This window comes from Microbacterium sp. NPDC057944, from assembly GCF_042887445.1.
Taxonomy (GTDB): Bacteria; Actinomycetota; Actinomycetes; order Actinomycetales; family Microbacteriaceae; genus Microbacterium; species Microbacterium natoriense.
On the sequence record NZ_JBHVPJ010000001.1, the window covers coordinates 551,562 to 568,899 of the forward strand.

Sequence of the window (17,338 nt, forward strand, 5' to 3'; positions counted from 1 at the left end):
CTCAGTGCGCGGGAACGGGCATCACCGTGTTGCTCCGGCGCGCCTCCTCCGCGAGCCACACGATCCGGTGCGTGGCGAGGCTCTCCGCCGGTCCGGAGAGCAGCAGCGACCTGTCCCCCGTGCGCACGGCCGCCAGGAAGGCCTGGACCAGCGCGTCATCGGCGCCGCCGTGGCCGTCGGCCGCGCTCGCCGCCCCGCGGGACTCGGGCACGACCTCGTACTTCTCGTCGCGCACGAAGTCGTGCACGAGCAGCGTCCTGCCGTCGCCCTCGATGCTCCCCGACGTGCCGAAGAGGCGCGTCTTGCGGAAGTCCAGTTCGGTGAACGCGGTCACGGTGAAGGATGCCGTCACCCCGCCGCTGTACTCGATGTTCACGACCTGATGGTCGACGACGTCGTTCTGGCCGTCGAACACGCATCGTCCGTACGGGCCGTCGCGGAGCGCGCGCTCCACCCCCTCCGGGGTGACGTCGGTCGTGAGCACCGCGAGGGGCCAGCGCTCGAAGGTCTCGTCGCCGAGGAAGCCGCGGTAGATCGTCGTCGCGGAGTACGCGCAGGAGTTCTGCAGCGGGCAGTCGAGGCACCGCGCCGTGGCGTCGGCCGGCTTGTTCTCCGGCCGGAAGTGCAGGAGGCTCCCGAACGACGACACGCGCTCGGCCGGGAGACCGACGATGTACGAGAGCCAGTCGATGTCGTGACTGCTCTTGGTGAGCAGCATCGGCCCCGACTCCTCCTCGCGGGCCCAGTTGCCCCGCACGTACGAGTGCGCGAAGTGCCACCAGCCGATCGGCTCGAGGTGCTCGACCGACACTAGCCGGCCGATCGCGCCGTCGTCGAGCAGCCGCTTGAGGGTGTGCGAATAGTCCGAGTACCGCATGACGTGGCACACCGCGAGCATCACCCCTGCGGCATCCGCGGCGGCGACGATGCGGCTCGACTCCTCCTCCGTGGGGGCGATCGGCTTCTCCAGGAGGAGGTGGTACCCGGCTCCGGCGAGGCCGATCGCGGGCTCGGCGTGCAGGCGGTCCGGCGTGGAGACGACCACGGCATCCGCGACCCTCTCCTCTCGCGCGGCGAGGTCCTGCCAGGTGCCGAAGCACTCGATCGGCTGATCGGCGAACTCGGCGAGGAACACCCGCAGTCTCTCCGCATCCGGCTCCACCACGGCGGTGATCGTCGCCCCGTCCGCGACGGCTCGGCGCGCGTATCCGGTCCCGCGCGATCCGGCTCCGACGATCGCGAGGCGGAGGGGGGCGTGGGCGGTCATTTGAGGGCTCCTTGCACGAGGCCGGCGACGAACTTTCGCTGGAAGATGAAGTAGAGGACGACGATCGGCGCGATCACGATGATCGTCCCGGCCGCGAGCAGCGGGATGTTCTCCCCGTACTGCTGCACGAACGTGCCCAGCCCGGACGGGGCCGTGCGGCGCGAGGGATCGCGGATGAGGATGAGCGCGAGGAGGAACTGGTTCCACGCCCACATGAACGTCAGCAGCGCGTACGTGATGATGGCGGGCTTGGCGCCGGGGATCAGGATCTGCACCAGGGTGCGGAACCGACCGGCGCCGTCCAGCTGGGCGGCCTCGATGATCTCGGCGGGCACGGATTCGAAGTGCGTCCGCATCCAGAAGATCCCGAACGGCATGAACGCTCCGACCAGGGGGAGGATGACCGCCCAGTACGTGTCGATCAGGCCGGTCGACCTCATCGAGAAGTACAGCGGCACGACGATCGCCTCGTACGGGAGCGTGAGCCCCGCGATGAAGAAGGCGAACAGCACGCCCTTCGCCGGCATCCTCATCGTGCCCATCGCGTAGCCGGCGAGCGTGGCGCACACCACCGAGATCGGGACGACCACGACCGCGATGATCGCGCTCGAGGCGAGGAGGGAACCGAAGCCGGCCATGCTCCACGCCGTGGCGAAGTTGCCCCACTGCGGATCGCTGGGCCAGGTGAGTCGGGGGACGAGGGTGTCGGCCGGCTGGAGGGCCGCGGACACCAGCGCGAGGAACGGGATGACGACGCTGAGCACCGCGACGAGCAGGAACACCGCCGACAGCACGCGGGAGGCGGAAGATCTCATGCGCTGCGCCTTCCCACTCGGCCGATCACGGCGACGAAGACGAGGATGATCGCGCTCAGCACCGTCGCGAGGGCGCAGGCGAGCCCGACCTCGTTCGAGGTGAAGACGAGCTTGTAGATCAGCACGCCGGGCACGATCGTCTGATCGCCGGGGCCGCCCCCGGTGGTGACGTAGACGATGTCGAAGCTCGCGAGGGCGGAGATCAGCGTCACCGTGACGGCCACGACGATCTCTGCGCGCACCCCTGGCACCGTGACGTGCCAGAACTGGCGGATCGGTCCGCAGCGGTCGAGTCGCGCCGCCTCGTAGAGCGAGGGGTCGATCTTCTGGATGCCGGCGAGCAGGAGCATCATGCACAGTCCGGTCGTGACCCAGGTGCCGATGATGCCGACGGCGGGGTACGCCCAGGTGAAGTCGCCGAGCCATGCCCTCGCGACATCGCCGAGGCCGATGGCGGTCAGGAACTGGTTGATCGGACCGTCTGCCGCGTAGAGATAGCGCCACACGACGCCGACGGCCACCAGCGGGAGGATCTGCGGCAGGAAGAGCACGGTGCGGACGAGCCCGGAGCCGCGCCTCGGGCGCGCGGCGATGACCGCCGCGATGACGAGACCGAGCACGAGCGGGAACGCGGTGTAGAACACGATGAATCCGAGGCCGTTGCGCAGGGCGACGAGGAGCCGGTCGTCCGTGAACACGCGGAGGTAGTTCTCGATGCCGGCCCAGGTGGCGGCCCCGATCCCGTCCCAGTTCCAGAAGGAGAGCCAGATGCTCTGCACCCAGGGGGCGATCGTGAACGTGCCGTAGAAGACGAACGCCGGGAGCAGGTACAGGAGCGAGCTCCACCCTCGGCGGGGCCGACGGGAGGGGCCGGCCGCGAGACCGGACCCCTCCCGCCGGGGAGACAGCGACGTGGTCATGGATCAGCCGGCGTGGGCGTCGGCCCAGTCGTCCTGGACCGAGGTGAGGAAGTCGTCGACCGAGGCCTGTCCGGCGATGAGCTTCTGCGTGCCGGCCTTGAGCGTGTCGTTCATGGTCGCCGTCGCGTTGTTGTTGAACGCCACGAGTCCGTTCGCCTCCGCGACCCGCGCCCAGGCCGCGACGATGTCGCCCTGCAGGGTTCCCTCGTCCGCCACCGCGACCGTCGGGTCGTCGGGCATGAAGCCCTGCGCGAACTGCTGGGCGCTCGCCTCGGGGGACCGCAGGAAGTCCAGGAACGCCGCCGCCTCGTTCGGGTGCGCGCTCTTCGTGGAGATCGCGTAGGCGACCGAGGTGCCGATCCCCGTCACGTTCTTGCCGGGGAACGGGAGGAAGCCGGCATCCGCTCCCAGCCCCTCGGCGATCTTGCCGGCGTCCCAGATCCCGTCGACGAGGAACAGGCCCTTGCCCGCGATGAAGTTGTCGACGGCGCCCTGGAGGTCGGTGCCGTTCACCGTCGTCGGATCGCCGAGGTAGCCGGCCTTCTGCCAGGAGACGAGGGTGTCGACCGCGGTGCGGTTGGCGTCGGTGTCGAACGTCTCGCCCTTGTGCCCGAACGCCCAGGCGTTGGCGTCGTCGGCGCCGCCCTCGCCCTGGCCGAGCAGCTGCACCACGAAGGCCGCGTGCCCCTCCGCGTTGCCGAGCTGGACGGGGAGGATGCCGGAGCCCTGGGCCGCGGCGAGCGCGCTCTCGAAGTCGCCCAGGGTGGTGGGTGCGGTGATCCCGAGCTGGGCGGCCAGGGCCTTGTTGTAGTACGTGCCGACGAGCGAGAAGCCGGCGGGGGCCGCGTAGAGGTCTCCGCCTTCGCCGAGGGTGGAGCCGTCGTCGGCGACGCGCCACTGGTTGAGCTGGTTGGTGGGGAAGAAGTCGTTCCACCCGTAGAGGTCGGCGTAGTCGTCGAGGGGCAGGACGAGCTTGTTCTTGACGGTGTTCGCGACCGCGTTCAGCAGGACGATGTCGGGGGACTTGTCGCCTGCGAGGTTGAGGTTCACGCTCTGGTTGTAGTCGTCGTAGTTGGTCTGGGAGTACTCGATCGTGATGTTCGGGTGCTCCTTCTCGAAGGCGGCGATCGTGGCCTCGGTCGCCGCGCCGGACTCCGGTGTCGACATGAGCGTGAGGGTGATGTCGTCGTCGGTGAGCGTGGTGCTGGCGTCGACGGCGGCGCCGCTGCCGTTCGTCGCCGGTCCTGGCGCGCAGGCGGTGAGGGCGAGGCCGAGGAGGGCGCCGGCGGCGAGAGGCGCGAGCACGAGTCGGGTGCGTCGTTGCATGTGAGTGTCGCTTTCTGGTGAAGAAGGGGAAAGGGTATTTCGCAACTCTCTGTTGTAATTCACAAGATAGGTCAGCCCCCTCGCACTGTCAAGCCGGGGTTGCCGGAATGTGATAGTCAGGACAGGTGACCACCCAGGCGCTCGGCACCGACCTCGCAGCGATGCGTCGGCTCAACGACCACGCGGTGCTGACCACCCTGTGGGACGCGTCCTCCCCGATGACGGCCAGCCAGCTGGCGACCTCGACCGGCCTGTCGCGCACGACGGTCGAGACCGTGCTGTCCGGGCTCGTCGAATCCGGCCTGGCCGACTCCGAGCAGCTGCGCCCGACGCGCGCCGGCCGCCCGGCGCGCGGGTACCGATTCGCCGCCGATCAGGGCGTCGCCGTGGGGATCGACGTCGGCCCGCACGGCATCTCCGGCGTGGCCGGCGACCTGCGCGGAACGGTCAGCGCGGCCCACCGCCGCCAGGAGCACGACCTGTCGAGCGGAGAGCATGCGGCGGCCGCGATCATCGCGCTCGTGACCGAGCTGCTCGACGAGTCGACGACGGCATCCCACGAACTCGTCGCGCTCACCGTCGGCATCCCCGGCATAGTGGATGCGGACGGTCGCCCGGTGAAGACCACGGTGGTGCCGGACTGGCTGACCAGCGACATCGACGCGCAGCTGCGCGCCGCCTTCCCCGGCGCCAGGATCGCCTTCGACAACGACACCAAGCTCGCCGCACTCGCCGAGATCGAGCACGGATCGGTCGGGGCGGATGAGACCGCCGTGCTCCTGCGCATCGGGAACCGGATCTCCGCGGCATCCATCGTCGACGGCCGCGTGGCCCGAGGGGCGCACGGGGCGGCCGGCGAGATCGGAGCGCTCGGCAGGGTCGCGTGGCCGGAGGCGCAGCAGAGGCTGGCCGAGCGCGCCCCCGACGGCCTGGAGCAGCTGTTCACGGCCTCTGCGGCGCCCGGTGCAGAGGGCACGGATGCCGTCACCGGGTTCGCCGCCGACATCGCCGACGGCCTGGGCGCCCTGGTCCTCGCGATCGATCCGCACGTCGTCGTCGTCAGCAGCAGCATCCCCGGCGCCTCCGCGAGACTCGCGGCGGCACTGGGCTCCGAGCTCGCCGGACGGTCACTCTTCCTCCCCGACGTGCGCACCTCCGACCTCGGTGCGATCGCACCGTCGGTCGGAGCGCTGGCCGTCAGCGCGGCGAGCGTGAAGGAACAGCTCTTCGCCCGCGAGTATTGACAATTACGCAAGAGTTCGGGTTAATTACCTCGCAGGACGGTGCGCACCGCACCGCGTCCACGCACTGATCACCGACGATCACCGAGGAGAACCCCATGTTCCATCGAAAGACATCCCGCGGCGCCGCCGCCGCAGCCGCGTTCGCCGTCGCGGTCACCGCCTTCACACTCGCCTCCCCCGCCGCCTTCGCGGCCGACACCCCGCCGAATCCCGTCGACAAGCCGGGCTACACCCTCGACTTCAGCGAGGAGTTCACCGGTACGACGCTCAACACCTCCAAGTGGCTGCCGAACTACCTCCCGCACTGGGTGCCCGCCGCCGACATCGCCGACACGGCGGCGCGCTACACGATCTCGAACGGCACGATCAAGCTCCGCGTCGACCAGGACCAGCCGCCGTGGAACCCCGACCAGGACGGCACCGTCGTCTCGTCGGCGATCCAGACCTTCAACCAGAACAACTGGCACAGGTTCAACTCGTCGGCGGTGAACCGCAACAACCTGCCCACGTTCAACGGCTACTCCACGAAGTACGGCTACGTCGAGGTGCGCGCCAAGAACTCGAACGCCGGGGGCGGCGGGCACCAGGCCCTCTGGCTGGTCGGCACGAACACCACCGGCGGCCAGTCCGAGATCGACATGATCGAGACGTTCTTCAGCACCCCGAACAGCTGGCGCATCGCCGCCTACGGCTGGGGTGACCCGAACTTCCTCGGATCGTGGTCTCTCGACACCGTGCCCGTCTCGGGCTCTCCGACCACGGAGTTCCACATCTACGCCATGGACTGGACGCCGACCCAGCTGCGCTTCTACTACGACGGTCAGCTCGTGAAGACGCTCAACGACGCCCCGAACACCGCCATGGGCATCATCATGAACATCTACACCGGTGCGGGCTCCGGCCAGCCCAACAGTGTCTGGCCCAAGCAGTGGGAGGTCGACTACCTGCGCGTCTACAAGGACAACGCCGGATACTCGGAGGCCGTCTCCCCCACCTGGAAGCTCATCAACAACCGGCACAGGGCCGGCGCCGTCAACGTCGAGCCCAACGACGGCATCGTCCGCTTCGGCGAGGTCCCCAGCACCTACTGGAGCGCCCAGTGGGTGCCCGAGACCACGGCATCCGGCACCACCAAGTACCGCAACCGGTGGACCAACCAGTACCTCTACGTGAGCGGCTCGACCGTTCGCCACGGCACCGCGGCGACGGCGGGAACCGCCGCCGAATGGTCGACGCCGTCCGCCGGCAGCGGGTACACACGCATCCAGAACGCCTCCGGCGCCCTGCACGTCGAGAACGGCACGGGCATCGTCGAGTTCGGGAACGTGCCGACCACGTGGTGGTCGTCGCACTGGCAGCTCAACGCCGCTCCCGCCAACTGACCGACCGAGAGACCCGGGGAGGGCCGCACCGCCCTCCCCGGGAGGAGGAACCCATGCTGAGAACCACCGCGAAGGCCCTCGCCGTCCTCGTCTCGCTCGTGATCGGATCGGTCGCGCTGTCCGGATGCACGGACAGCGGCCCATCGACGGCATCCGAGGGCTCAGCGGCCACGCCGAGCGCGAGCCCCACACCGCACTTCGACCCCGACGACACCCTGTGGACGATCGCGTCGACAGGGGAGCACCTGACCCTCGACGACCCCGACGTCCAGGCGCTGCAGCAGGTCGTCGCGCTGCACTCCGGAGCATCCGACAACCGGACCCCGAGCACGGTCGCCGACTCCGTCGCGGCGGAGGAGCAGTTCTTCTCGCCGCTCTTCCTCGACAAGCTGGCAGGCGAGGACTACGCGGATGCCGTCACGGCCATGTACGTCGACAACGACCTGTCGATCGCGCAGACCGGAGTGGCCTGGACAGCCTCGACGATCGACGCCGACCGGCAGCACGCGACCGTCGGATTCGAGTCCCTCTTCACGATCGTCAGCGCCTCCGACGGCTTCCTCCACGAGCTCGGAGCCGACGCCGGAGACGAGTTCGCCCAGCCCCGCGAGTACACCCTGACGAAGGTCGAAGGCGCCTGGCTCATCGACGACATCGCGAAGGGCCCGCTGCGCGCCGCCGCCGCGACCCCCTGAACTCGCTCGCAGGACGGATGCCGTCACCCGAGTAGCGTTGTGCCATGCGCATCCCCGTCGCGATCAGGGCCGCCAGGCGCTCACCCCTGCTGCAGGTGGTGAAGTCCGCCGCGGCGACCATCGCCGCGTGGCTCATCGCGGGGGCGATCTTCCCGGAGCAGCTGCCCGTGTTCGCGGCGATCGCCGCGCTGCTGGTCGTGCAGCCCAGCGTCAACCAGTCGCTGTCGAAGGCGCTCGAGCGCAGCATCGGCGTGATCGCCGGCGTCGTGATCGCGCTCGCGCTGGGCTGGCTGCTGGGCTCGCCCGCGTGGATCGTGCTGCTCGCGATCGTCGTCGCCATGCTCGTCGCCTGGGCCTTCCGCGCCTCCCCCGGAACCGGCAACCAGATCGCCATCTCGGCGATGCTCGTGCTGGCCCTCGGCTCGTCGACACCGGCCTACGCGCTGTCGCGCATCGTGGAGACGCTGATCGGCGTCGGCATCGGCATCGTCGTGAACGCGCTCATCGTGCCGCCCGTGCTCACCGGACCCGCACGGCGCGACCTCGGGCTCCTCGGCCGCGAGCTCGCCGCCTGCCTCGACCGTCTGGCCGCGGCCCTGCCCGCACCGCAGTCACCAGCCCGCCTGCAGGAGCTCATGCTCGAGGTGCGGCTGCTGCGGCCGATGAAGGATGCCGCCGAGGCCTCGATCGCCGCTGGAGAGGAGTCGCTCACCCTCAATCCGCGGCGCTCGGCCCATCGCGACGAGCTGCGGGAGATGCGCGCGCTGCTGGAGCGGCTGTCGCCGATCGTCACCCAGACCATCGGCATGACCCGCGCCTACTTCGACCACTACGACGACACCATCGGCGAGGAGCCCGCGGTGGCGGCGATCGCCGAGCAGCTGCGGCGCGCCGGCCACGACGTGCGCCTCGCCGTGCAGCTCGCGGAGGTCTCGCCGGAGCCCGAGGCGCTGACCTCCGCGATCCCTGCGCTCACCGCTCCGCTGGTGATCACACCGCCCTCCTCCGGCCACTGGATCCTCATCGGTTCGCTCATGGAGGATCTCCGCCGCATCCACGGCGAGCTCCTCGGCGAGGGCTGAGCGCGCCGCGTCGCGCCGACACGGGTGCACCGACACGGTGATGCCGCGGCATCCTCCGGTCGCGGCATCCTCCGGCCGCGCATCCTCGAACGGCGGCATCCGTGTGCGGCATCCTCCGGTCGCGGCATCCGAAATTCGGACGGATGCGCGGAATTCGGATGATGACGGCGCGTGCGTCCGAGAAAAGCGCCATCATCCGAAATTCGGACGACCCCGGACGGACACGGACGACCCCGGACGGACGCGGACGGGACACGGACCGCGCCACGACTCGAGAGGATGCGAGGGACGCCGCGGCCCCGAGCCCTACCCTGGAGACATGGAACTCGCTGATGCCCTCGCCGAGCTCGCGGCGCTGGAGGATCCGAAGATGCGCGCGGCGAACGAGAAGCGCGGCGACGATCACGGCATGAACCTCAGCCGCCTCCGCGCGGTCGCGAAGAAGGCCAAGACCGATCAGCCGCTGGCCCGCGAGCTGTGGGAGACGGGCGAGACCCCGGCCCGGCTGCTCGCGCTGCTGGTCTGCGCCCCGCGGCAGTACTCCGCGGAGGACCTCGACGGGATGCTGCGCGAGCCGCAGCCGCCCAAGGTCAACGACTGGTTCGTGAACTACGTGCTCAAGAAGACGCCGCTCTCCGACGACCTGCGAGAGGGGTGGCGGCACGACCCCGCCGACACCGTGTCGGCCGCGGGGTGGTCACTGACGTCCGTGCGGGTCGTGAAGCAGCCCGACGGCCTCGACCTCGGCGCCCTGCTCGACGAGATCGAGCGGGAGATGAAGGATGCCGCACCACGGACGCAGTGGGCGATGAACGAGACGCTGGCGCAGATCGGCATCCACCATCCGCACCTGCGCGACCGCGCCCTCGCGATCGGGAACGATCTGCAGGTGCTCGCCGACTATCCGACGGCGCCGGGGTGCACGTCTCCGTTCGCCCCGATCTGGATCGCCGAGATGGTCAGGCGCCAGGGCTGACCGGTCGTGCGGATGCACGACGTCGCACCCACAACGCGACGAGCAGCACGCCCCAGCCCATCTCGAACGCCATCACCGCGATCTGATACCAGAGCGGAGCAGCACCCGGGGTGATCAGCTGCGTCCAGTTGCCGAGCGCGTGCAGCACGACACCCGGCCAGATGCTGCCGACGAAGAGCCGCAGACGGGCGAAGCAGACGCCGAACGTCGTCGCGCTGAGCACCTGCCACCACGTCTCATCCGGACTGCTGCCGAAGAACACGCCGTTGCCGAGATGCCACAGACCGAACAGCACCGAGGTCACGAGCACCGCCCGCCAGATCGCCCCGGTCGAGGCGACCGCTCCCAGCGGCAGTCCACGCGACCCGGTCTCCTCCGACACTCCGAGTGCGAGCATCCCGATCGCCAGACTGATCATGACGCCGCCGTCGCCCTGTACTCCGGGCACGCCTTCGCGTCCGAGCCACAGGTAGCCGAGGGCGATCAGCAGCACGGGAGCTCCGGCCCACAGCATCCGCGCCTCGCCACCGCGCCAGCCCGCCAGAACCTGAAGCCCCGTGTCGCCGAGCCACCCCGCCCGCGAGAAGAGCGCCGCGGCGGCCCACACGGCTCCGAGGCTCAACAGGTTCGTGATGACGGTTCCGAGGTTCGGGAACCATCCCGGCTGCAGTTCGGGGAACGGGATCGATCCGAACCCGTAGGTCACCACCCACCAGAGAAGCATCAGCGAGACTGCGACCACCCCGCGTCTGACGTCGGTCACGCGGACCACCCTACGTCACAGAGCAACCGCCGTCATTACTCATGCGACTCTTCGGCTCGCGACACTCATGCGGCTCTTCGGCTCGCGACCCGGCCGCAGCTCTAGAGGACGTACTCCCAGATGATGACGGCGATCCCGCAACACAGCGCTCCCAGTGCGATCGCCGTCCACACCCGCCTCCGCCGATGAGCAGCAGCGGCACGACGCGCGTTCTCGATTCGGGTGGCCTGGAGTGAATGCGCGCCGAACGTGCGGACGGCGGCCGGTGCCATCCACGCGAGCATCATGAGCGCGTCGCGTGGCCGTCTCAGCTCGGTGAAGGTGTCCGAGATCCTCTCGGCCGCCTCGAGCGTGACGAGGTGGTCCGATCCATGCTGCAGTTCAGCCGCCTCCACTGCGCGGGCGTACTCGCGAATGGCGGAGTCCCGCTCACCGAGCGTGCGGAGCCGGTCACCGGCGACGATCTGCTGACGTATGAACTCGCTCTGTTCGCTCGCGTCCGGCACTCTCGACCGCCTCCCCCATCCGTGTCACCACCGTGTCCAGCATCTGCGAGAACCCGAGTCGCCCAGCCGCCCTGCTCACGAGAACAGCGCCGCGGTGGCCCACACCGCCCCGAGGCTCAGCAGGTTTCGCGACCACCGCTGACTCTAGGCGATCGCCGCCTGCTCCCGCGTGCTCTCCACGCGTCCGCGGATGAAGATCAGCAGTACCAGTCCGACGATGATCACGACGATGTTGCCGAGACCGGCGATGCCGGTGAGCGCACCCTCGGCGGGGTGGGCGGACTGCAGGAAGATGCTCGGATCGGTGGTGGCGTGCAGCAGGATCGGCACGATGATCGTTCCGGTCACCCGCATCGCGAGGTACATGCAGATCCCGAACGCGAAGGTGTAGCCGAGCTGGACCAGCGTCGGGAGCAGCGCCTGACCGGACAGCAGGTTGCCGGCGTGCAGACCGGCGAAGACCGCCGCGGAGACGACGGCGACGACGATCTCCCGGTAGCCGGCCTTGCGGAGCAGATTCACGACGAGTCCGCGGGTGAGCACCTCCTCCGCGAAGCCGATCAGCAGCCCCGCCAGCATCCAGGCCGGCACGACTCCCGCCTCGGTGTCGGCGTAGTCGATCGTGGCGAAGCGCAGGATGTTGAACAGCAGGACGGCCGCGACGGCGATCCACATCCAGCCGCTGCCGCGGATCGGCTGCGGTCCGAAGATCTCGCCGAACCAGCCGACCGACCAGATGAACGCGATCAGCAGCAGCGCGCCGACCGTCACGGGCAGGACGTAGAAGACGAACACGGCCGCGGCGCTCTGCGGGTCGGTGATCCCCTCGGCCAGCGGTCCGAAGAGGAGCGACAACCCTTCGTACAGCACGAAGTAGACGGCCGCGAGGACGAGCGCCCTCCACCAGCCGCCGCGCTCCCAGAATCCGCGCCACCCCGATGCCGCCGCGTGCTCCGCCATGTCGCCTCCCTCTCGCCGCGAGAATCGCGATCCCCTTCACGCTATAGGAACCGGAATATCAGTTCCAGGCACCCCGCGCGGCGACCCCTCACTACGCTGACCCCATGAGCACGCACATCGCCGCAGAGCCCGGCCAGATCGCCCCCATCGTCCTGTTCCCCGGAGATCCGCTGCGGGCGAAGTGGATCGCCGAGACCTTCCTCGACGACGCGCAGCTGTACTCCGAGACGCGCGGGATGCTGGGCTTCACCGGCACCTGGGAGGGGCACCACGTCTCGGTGCAGGGGTCGGGCATGGGCCAGCCCTCGATGGCGATCTACGCGAACGAGCTGTTCGACTCCTACGGGGTGCAGACGGTCGTCAGGGTCGGGTCGTGCGGCGCGCTGACCGAGAAGCTGAAGGTGCGCGACATCATCATCGCGAACGGGGCGTGCACCGACTCCGGCATCAACCGGGTGCGCTTCCACGGACTCGACTACGCCCCCGTCGCCGACTTCTCGCTGCTTCGCGCCGCCGTCGAGGCGAGCGAGTTCGAGCCGCCGGAGTCGAATGTGCACGTCGGGCTTCTGCTCTCGAGCGACCAGTTCTACAGCACCCGCCCCGAGCTCACCGAGCCGTTCGTGCAGCACGGCGTGCTGGGCGTCGAGATGGAGACGAGCGGCCTCTACACGCTCGCGGCGTACTACGGTCGGCGGGCGCTGAGCATCTGCACCGTCTCCGACCACATCGTCACGGGCGAGGAGACCACCGTCCTCGAGCGCGAGCAGACCTTCGGAGACATGATCCGCATCGCGCTGCAGGCCGCGACCGCCTGAGGGTCGCACACCTCCTCTCGCGCGGGCTTCTCCCTCTCGGGCTTCCCCCTCGCGGGCTTCCCCCCTCGCGGGCTTCCCCCGCGCGCGGACCTTCCCCTTCACGCGCCTCCCTGCCCTCACGTTCGGGAGGAGAACTCACGCATCGGCTGAGGATCCGTCCGCATTCCTCAGCCCGAGGGTGCTTTCTCCTCCCGAACGCGCGAGCGGCGCACGCGTCAGGGAGACCCCCGGACGCGAGGAAGGCCGCCGCGACGGATCGCGACGGCCCTCCTCATCCTCGGTCAGTCGATCTCGACGGCCTCAGCGGTCGCGCGGCGGCGACGCATCAGCACGAGCGCCGCGCCCAGGAGGAGCAGCAGACCGGCCGCTCCGCCGAGCACCCACGGCACCGCACCACCCGTGACCGCGAGGCCAGGAGCCACGATCGGAGCAGGAGGCGCGAAGCCCGCGTCGAGCGTCGGCAGGTCGACCTCGCCCGGCAGCGCCGAGTTCGATCCCGTCGCCGGAGTGGTGAAGGTCACGCGGCCGGTCTTGGGGTCGGCATCCGAGTCCTTGTCGTCACCGCCGACGTTCGCGGACGTCAGCGGATAGGTGACCCCTCCGATGACCACGGAGGTCGGGAACTCGATCGAGTACTGCGTCGACGGCTCCAGGTCGGTGAACACGTAGAACCCGTTCGCGTCCGTCTTCGTCGTCGCGACGAGGTTGCCGTCCGCGTCGTACAGCTTCACATCGACGCCGGCGACCGGCTTCTCCGCGGGGTCCTGCACGCCGTCGCGGTCAGCGTCGATCCAGACGTAGTCGCCGACCGAGACCTTCACGGGCGCGTAGCCCGCATCGATCGTCGGGTCGTCGGCCTCGCCGGGCTCCGCCGAGTTCTGCCCGGAGGCGGGCGTGGTCACGGGTGCGCGACCCGTCGTCACGGCCGGGTTCGAGTCCCCTCCGTCGCTCTCGCCCGCGCCGGGCGTGGTGAGTCGGTGCTCCACGCCGTCGACGGTGACCGAGAGCGGGAACTCCACGATGAAGTCCGTCGAGTTCGGCAGGTCGGTGAAGACGTAGTAGCCGTTCGCGTCGGTCGTGGTGGTCGCGATGACCGTCTCGCCGTCGGGCGAGAGCAGCTTCACCTCGACACCGGCGACGGGGGACTCGCCCTCGTCCTGGATGCCGTCTCCGTCGGCGTCGAGCCACACGTAGTCGCCGATCGAGACCAGCACCGGCACGTAGCCCGCGTCGATCGTCGGGTCGTCGGCCTCGCCGGGCTCACCCGAGTTGCCGCCGCCGAGGGGCGTCGTCACCGGGGCACGGCCCGTGTCGACGGCCGGGTTGGAGTCGGTCGCCGACCCGCCCTGCGCCGGCGCGGTGAGCACGTAGCGCACGCCGTCGACCGTCACGGTCGTCGGGAACTCCACGACGTAGTCGACGCCCGGCGCCAGGTCGGTGAAGGCGTAGAAGCCGTTCTCGTCGGTCGTCGTGGTCGCGATGACCGTGGCGCCGTCGGGCGACAGCAGCCGCACGGTCGCGCCGGGAACCGGCTTCTCGCCCTCGTCCTGCTGGCCGTCGCGGTCGGCGTCGAGCCACACGTGGTCGCCGATCGAGACCGGCGGGGCGATGAAGCCCGCGTCGATCGTCGGGTCGTCGGCCTCGCCGGGCTCCGCCGAGTTCGCTCCGGACGCCGGCGTCGTGATCGAGACGCGGCCCGTGTCCGGGTCGGCATCCGAATCCGCAGCGTCGTCATCGCCCGCGTCGCGCTCGGTGAGCGGGTAAGTGATGCCGCCCACGGTCACCGTCGTCGGGAACTCGATGATGTAGTCGGTCGAACCGGGCAGGTCGGTGAAGACGTAGTAGCCGTTCGCGTCGGTCGTGGTGGTCGCGATGACCGTCTCGCCATCGGCTGACAGCAGCCTCACCTCGACCCCCGCGACGGGCGTCTCGCCGGCATCCTGCACGCCGTCCTTGTCGGCGTCGATCCACACGTAGTCGCCGACCGAGACGATCGGCACGTAGCCCGCGTCGATCGTCGGGTCGTCGGCGTCACCAGGAGTGCCCAGGTTGTCGCCGGACGCGGGGGTGCGCACCGGCGCGGCGCCCGTGTCGACGGCAGGGTTCGAGTCGGATGCCGAGGCGCCCCTGCTCGGCGCCGTGAGACGGTACACGTCGCCGTCGACCGTCACGGTCGTCGGGAAGACGACCGTGTAGTCGCTCGATGCACGCAGATCCGTGAAGGAGTAATAGCCGTCGGCATCCGTCGTCGTGGTCGCGATCACCGCTCCCGTCGAGTCCTTCAGCTGCACGGTGATGCCGGCCACCGGAGGCTCTCCTGCGTCCTGCTGCCCGTCGTTGTCGCGGTCGATCCAGACGTAGTCACCGATCGAGACCGGCGTCGGGACGAAGCCGAAGTCGAAGGAGTGGTCGTTGCGGCCTGCGGCAGGGGAGGTGACGTTCGCGACGACGGTCGGAGTGCCGCCGACGTCGACGGTCTCGCCGTTGCTGTCGATGCCGCGGTTCGGCCCCACGGCGGTACCCGTGGGAACGGTTCCGGCGAGCGGCCCTCCGGCGGCGAAGTCCGCCGGGCGGTCGAGACGGATCTGGTAGTCCGTCGCCGGCAGCAGACCGTCGTCGGTGTCGAACCAGTACTCGCCGTTCGCGTCGGTCACGGTGGTCGCGATCAGCGTGCCGGCCGTGTCGTACAGCGACACCTGCACACCGGCGACCGGCGGCTCGTCGGCATCCTGGATGCCGTCCTCATCGGTGTCCAGCCAGATGCGGTTGCCGATCTGCTGGGTCGCCGCGAGCACGAGCGCCTCCATGTCAGCGAGTCCTTGCGCCTTCTGGAAGTCGTCGGTGACGAGCACGTTCGCGGAGCCGGTGCTGCCTGCCGCCTGGTTGCCCGTGGCGGGGTTGAAGGCACGCAGGCCGTTCGAGAACAGCCCGGTGGCATCCATCTGGTTGATGACGAGTCGGTCGGTGCCCGGCACGTGGACCATGCCGCCGAACGCGGCCTCGTTGTGGAAACCGCCGAAGTCATCGAAGTCGCCGCCCCGGGGCTGGCTGCCCCGGCAGTCGAAGTCGAGCGTGGAACCGGAGGCGCACACACCGACGATGTCTCCGGCGGTGACGTAGTTCGAGTAGGCGCCGAGACCGTTGGTGCGGGTGCCGTAGTAGAGCAGCGAGCTGTACTGGTCACCACCACGGTCGCGGAAGGCGAGGATCATGTCGCCGGCGGCGGTGAACTCGATGTCGGAGAGCATCGGCTGCGGCACCGAGAACTGCCCGGCGAGTCCGTTGGCCGCCGGGTTGATGGGCGTCGAGGCGGCGCCGGCGTTGATGCACGCCTGCGCGACGCCGTCACTCCACGGCAGCCAGTCCACGAAGCGGCACGAGGCGTCGACGGCGAGGTTGCCCGACATGGCGCCGCTGTGCCCGGGGGCCGTCGTCGGGTCGCCGGAGTAGACCACGCCGGTGGGACTGAGGATGCCGGAGGCCGAGATGTCGTACTCGATCACGCTCGCCTGCATGGTCACGCCGCACACGGCGCCGACGTAGATCTTGCCGGCGTTCTCGCCGATCGCCATCGGCGCCCAGTCCTGATCCGCCGCACAGGCGACGGCCGGGATCGGGAGCGTCTGCACCGGAGCAGGGTTCGGGGCCGTCTGCACCGGGTACACGACGACCGAATCGGTGTGCATGTTCACCGCGAGGAGGTACTTGCTGTCCTCCGTGACCTCCACGTCGCCGAGGCTCTCACGGCCCACCGCGGTGCGGAAGTCGAAGTCCTGGGTCTGGTGCCCTGCACCGTTGACGCTGGTCATGTCGTGCACCGTGGTGCCGACGTCGGCGACCGTGGCGTAGACCTCGGTGGCTCCCGACCACGGGTCCACACGGTAGATCGCACCGGGGCCGCCCGCACCGTAGACCGAGCCGCGCTTGGCGTAGGCGCCGGCGTAGAGCTTCTGTGCCTTCTGGTCGAGGCCGATGCCGTACACCGACCCCGTCGTGACCCGCGAGGTGACGCCCGTCGGGGCGCTGTTCAGGCGGTAGGGGACCTGGTAGATCTCGCGACCCTCACCCGCGCCCGGCCAGATGCTGTCGGGCTGGATGGCGGAGAAGATCGTGGCGTTGGAGGGGCCCAGCGTGCTCACGTCCACGTAGCCGATGCTGAGCGCGGCATCCGCACCGCTCGACACGTCGACGAAGGAGGTCGCCGGGGCGAACTGCGGCTCGGCGTGCCCGTCGAGGATGCGCGCCTCGGTGTAGGTGCCGGTGTTCGGGTTGGTCACCTCGATGCGGTACTTGCCGCCCACGAGCGTGTTGCCCGCATCCGCTCCGCCGAGCACGACCTGACCGGCCGCGTTCGTGGAGCGCGTGAACGTGTGGTTCTGCGGGTCGGTGAAACGCACCGTCACCCCGTTGAGCGCGGCGTCGGCGGCGTCGCGCGTGCTGTTCGCGTTGACGTCGTTCACGACGGTGAGCGTGATCGTCCCGTCTCCTGCCGCGGCGACCGCCGGCGGCGCGACGACGATGGACAGTGCGGCCGCGGTCGTCAGCGCAGCCACTCCAGCGAGTGTCTTCTTCACGTGTTCCTCTCCC

14 protein-coding genes are annotated in these 17,338 nt (G+C 69.7%); 6 read left to right on the top strand and 8 right to left on the bottom strand.

The window, feature by feature from the left end; translation table 11 throughout:
• Position 1 precedes the first annotated feature (1 nt).
• From ACFVRO_RS02425 to ACFVRO_RS02440, 4 genes are read right to left on the bottom strand one after another with little or no spacing between them, the layout of a single operon-like run.
• A complete protein-coding gene (locus ACFVRO_RS02425) occupies positions 2–1,267 on the bottom strand; it encodes a Gfo/Idh/MocA family protein (RefSeq protein WP_386948847.1) in 1,266 nt (421 codons plus the stop codon).
• Positions 1,264–2,082, bottom strand: coding sequence for a carbohydrate ABC transporter permease (locus ACFVRO_RS02430; RefSeq protein WP_341940582.1), 819 nt, complete (start codon positions 2,080–2,082; stop codon positions 1,264–1,266). The genes ACFVRO_RS02425 and ACFVRO_RS02430 overlap by 4 nt, the downstream gene beginning before the upstream one ends.
• Positions 2,079–3,002, bottom strand: coding sequence for a carbohydrate ABC transporter permease (locus tag ACFVRO_RS02435; protein WP_386948850.1), 924 nt, complete (start codon positions 3,000–3,002; stop codon positions 2,079–2,081). The genes ACFVRO_RS02430 and ACFVRO_RS02435 overlap by 4 nt, the downstream gene beginning before the upstream one ends.
• Before the next feature lie 3 nt (positions 3,003–3,005).
• Entirely contained in the window at positions 3,006–4,328 is a 1,323-nt protein-coding gene (locus tag ACFVRO_RS02440; RefSeq protein WP_386948852.1) for an ABC transporter substrate-binding protein, read from the bottom strand.
• Positions 4,329–4,453: 125 nt separating this feature from the next.
• On the opposite strand from ACFVRO_RS02440, the gene ACFVRO_RS02445 reads away from it, so the two are divergent.
• The 5 genes from ACFVRO_RS02445 (at position 4,454) to ACFVRO_RS02465 (ending at position 9,707) form a co-directional block, all read left to right on the top strand.
• On the top strand, positions 4,454–5,572 hold the full coding sequence (locus tag ACFVRO_RS02445; protein WP_386948855.1) for an ROK family protein: 1,119 nt from the start codon (positions 4,454–4,456) through the stop codon (positions 5,570–5,572).
• Between the two features lie 95 nt (positions 5,573–5,667).
• Positions 5,668–6,954 carry a family 16 glycosylhydrolase gene (locus tag ACFVRO_RS02450; protein ID WP_386948858.1) on the top strand — a complete coding sequence of 429 codons (1,287 nt, stop codon included), beginning with the start codon at positions 5,668–5,670 and terminating at the stop codon, positions 6,952–6,954.
• A 53-nt stretch (positions 6,955–7,007) separates the two neighbouring features.
• Positions 7,008–7,649: a hypothetical protein gene (locus ACFVRO_RS02455; protein ID WP_386948861.1), complete on the top strand. Its 642-nt coding sequence runs from the start codon at positions 7,008–7,010 to the stop codon at positions 7,647–7,649.
• Between the two features lie 44 nt (positions 7,650–7,693).
• The gene (locus ACFVRO_RS02460) at positions 7,694–8,731 is read left to right on the top strand and encodes an aromatic acid exporter family protein (RefSeq protein ID WP_105673150.1); all 1,038 of its coding nucleotides are present in this window, start codon (positions 7,694–7,696) and stop codon (positions 8,729–8,731) included.
• Between the two features lie 319 nt (positions 8,732–9,050).
• Positions 9,051–9,707 (top strand): DNA alkylation repair protein, encoded by a 657-nt coding sequence (locus ACFVRO_RS02465; protein ID WP_386948863.1) that lies wholly within the window; start codon positions 9,051–9,053, stop codon positions 9,705–9,707.
• Here the strand turns inward: ACFVRO_RS02465 and ACFVRO_RS02470 are convergent.
• From ACFVRO_RS02470 to ACFVRO_RS02480, 3 genes are all read right to left on the bottom strand, one after another.
• The gene (locus tag ACFVRO_RS02470; protein ID WP_386948866.1) at positions 9,691–10,470 is read right to left on the bottom strand and encodes a CPBP family intramembrane glutamic endopeptidase; all 780 of its coding nucleotides are present in this window, start codon (positions 10,468–10,470) and stop codon (positions 9,691–9,693) included. The two genes, ACFVRO_RS02465 and ACFVRO_RS02470, sit on opposite strands and share 17 nt — an antisense overlap.
• Before the next feature lie 101 nt (positions 10,471–10,571).
• Positions 10,572–10,976 (bottom strand): tetratricopeptide repeat protein, encoded by a 405-nt coding sequence (locus ACFVRO_RS02475; RefSeq protein ID WP_386948869.1) that lies wholly within the window; start codon positions 10,974–10,976, stop codon positions 10,572–10,574.
• A gap of 144 nt (positions 10,977–11,120) precedes the next feature.
• Positions 11,121–11,936: a type II CAAX prenyl endopeptidase Rce1 family protein gene (locus tag ACFVRO_RS02480; RefSeq protein ID WP_386948873.1), complete on the bottom strand. Its 816-nt coding sequence runs from the start codon at positions 11,934–11,936 to the stop codon at positions 11,121–11,123.
• 104 nt (positions 11,937–12,040) lie between these two features.
• Here ACFVRO_RS02480 and deoD point away from each other — a divergent pair, with 104 nt between their 5' ends.
• Positions 12,041–12,751 (top strand): purine-nucleoside phosphorylase, encoded by a 711-nt coding sequence (gene deoD / locus ACFVRO_RS02485; RefSeq protein WP_386948876.1) that lies wholly within the window; start codon positions 12,041–12,043, stop codon positions 12,749–12,751.
• A gap of 281 nt (positions 12,752–13,032) precedes the next feature.
• Here the strand turns inward: deoD and ACFVRO_RS02490 are convergent, their stop codons facing one another.
• The gene (locus tag ACFVRO_RS02490; protein WP_386948878.1) at positions 13,033–17,325 is read right to left on the bottom strand and encodes an SdrD B-like domain-containing protein; all 4,293 of its coding nucleotides are present in this window, start codon (positions 17,323–17,325) and stop codon (positions 13,033–13,035) included.
• Positions 17,326–17,338: the final 13 nt, after the last annotated feature.

Coding starts and splice junctions, on each gene's coding strand:
- ACFVRO_RS02425 (WP_386948847.1), bottom strand. CDS start 1,267: ATGACCGCCCACGCCCCCCTCCGCCTCGCGATCGTCGGAGCCGGATCG.
- ACFVRO_RS02430 (WP_341940582.1), bottom strand. CDS start 2,082: ATGAGATCTTCCGCCTCCCGCGTGCTGTCGGCGGTGTTCCTGCTCGTC.
- ACFVRO_RS02435 (WP_386948850.1), bottom strand. CDS start 3,002: ATGACCACGTCGCTGTCTCCCCGGCGGGAGGGGTCCGGTCTCGCGGCC.
- ACFVRO_RS02440 (WP_386948852.1), bottom strand. CDS start 4,328: ATGCAACGACGCACCCGACTCGTGCTCGCGCCTCTCGCCGCCGGCGCC.
- ACFVRO_RS02450 (WP_386948858.1), top strand. CDS start 5,668: ATGTTCCATCGAAAGACATCCCGCGGCGCCGCCGCCGCAGCCGCGTTC.
- ACFVRO_RS02455 (WP_386948861.1), top strand. CDS start 7,008: ATGCTGAGAACCACCGCGAAGGCCCTCGCCGTCCTCGTCTCGCTCGTG.
- ACFVRO_RS02460 (WP_105673150.1), top strand. CDS start 7,694: ATGCGCATCCCCGTCGCGATCAGGGCCGCCAGGCGCTCACCCCTGCTG.
- ACFVRO_RS02465 (WP_386948863.1), top strand. CDS start 9,051: ATGGAACTCGCTGATGCCCTCGCCGAGCTCGCGGCGCTGGAGGATCCG.
- ACFVRO_RS02480 (WP_386948873.1), bottom strand. CDS start 11,936: ATGGCGGAGCACGCGGCGGCATCGGGGTGGCGCGGATTCTGGGAGCGC.
- deoD (WP_386948876.1), top strand. CDS start 12,041: ATGAGCACGCACATCGCCGCAGAGCCCGGCCAGATCGCCCCCATCGTC.